General features: G+C 58.2%; 2 protein-coding genes. Both read left to right on the top strand.

What is annotated here, in order from left to right; translation table 11 throughout:
- The first annotated feature begins 89 nt into the window (after positions 1 to 89).
- On the top strand, positions 90 to 650 hold the full coding sequence (locus tag A3730_RS03960) for a YqgE/AlgH family protein (protein ID WP_063537522.1): 561 nt from the start codon (positions 90 to 92) through the stop codon (positions 648 to 650).
- 172 nt (positions 651 to 822) lie between these two features.
- Complete coding sequence (gene ruvX / locus A3730_RS03955) at positions 823 to 1227, top strand: Holliday junction resolvase RuvX (protein ID WP_063519758.1); 405 nt, start codon at positions 823 to 825, stop codon at positions 1225 to 1227.
- The last annotated feature ends 210 nt before the right edge of the window (positions 1228 to 1437 follow it).

Below are 1437 nucleotides of genomic sequence, written 5' to 3'. Positions count from 1 at the left end.
TCCCGCAGGCAATCTGCCCGATACCGGGAAAGCACCTATCTAGCCCCGCACCGCTTGCAGCTCCCCCGCCGCCCCCGGATACTACCCCCATGGAAAACACACCTTTGAAACACCAGTTGCTGGTGGCCATGCCGCAAATGGCCGACCCGGACTTTGAACATTCCGTGACCTATATCGTTGAGCACAGCAGCGAGGGCGCCATGGGGCTGACCCTCAACCGCCCGGTGCAGATCAGCCTGGGTGATATCCTCAGCGACATGGATATTGAAATCGAAGTGCCGCCCTCCGAGCGACATCGTGTGGTGGCCGGTGGGCCGATACAGCAGGAAGCCGGCTTTGTGCTGCACAGTGCCGCCACCCGCTGGCACGCCAGCACGGTCCTCAGTGATGGCCTGATCCTGACCACCAGCCGTGACATTCTGGAAGCCATCGCCATTGGTGAAGGCCCGGAGCAGTCCCTGATCTGTCTGGGCTACGCGGGCTGGGACGCCGGGCAGCTGGAGCAGGAGCTGGTGGATAACGCCTGGCTCAGCACCCCCGCCAGCCGTGAGCTGGTGCTCGACACCCCCTTCGAACAAGCCTGGCACGCCGCAGCCGCGCGTATTGGCGTGGATATGAGTTTGATTGCCACCCAGGCGGGGCACAGTTAATGCAGTTGATAGTTGATAGTGGACAGTTGACAGCTACCCACCGGCATCTTTCTTTCTTTTGTGAAGCTGGCAGCCTGCAGAATTTTTCGGACGCGGCCAGCGACCTGTCTGCTCCTGCCGGGCTGGATCGCGCCGCTGTCAATTGTCCACTATCAACTGTCCACTGCTTTTCATGATTCTTGCCTTCGATTACGGCACACAAAAGATCGGCGTGGCCAGTGGCAATGAGCTGCTGGGCACCGCCACACCATTGAAAGCCCTCCCTTGCAAAAATACCCAACCCAACTGGGATGATATTGCCGCGTTGTTGAAAGAGTGGGAACCGGAAGCCCTGGTTGTCGGCTTGCCGCTGAATATGGATGGCAGCGATAGCGAGTCCACCGCGCGCGCACGTAAATTTGCCAACCGCCTGCATGGCCGCTTCGGAAAAAAAGTGTGGCTGGTGGATGAGCGTTTGAGCACCCGCGAAGCCCGCGAACGTACCGGCATTCAGAAAGCCGATAGCCAGGTTGATTCCATGGCGGCGGTGATTATTGCGGAAGGGTTTTTTGCTGGGGACGCCGAGGCCATTGGCTAATGGGGGGGCAAAAGGCAGGTCAGGTTCACCCAGCGGGCACAAAGAGCCATAGGCGTAACCTGACATCCTGTGTTCTTTTGCGTAAAGGTGTGGAAGTCGGATTACGGCCTTCAGCCTAATACGACCTACGAAAGTCATCAATGTTTACTGCTTGACCCCTTCCACAGAAATAATAATGTCCACGGTTTCTGAAGCTGGGCCCAAGTCCTT

It is taken from the genome of Alcanivorax sp. HI0044 (genome assembly GCF_001634945.1).
This window is presented reverse-complemented; position numbering and strand designations above follow the sequence as displayed.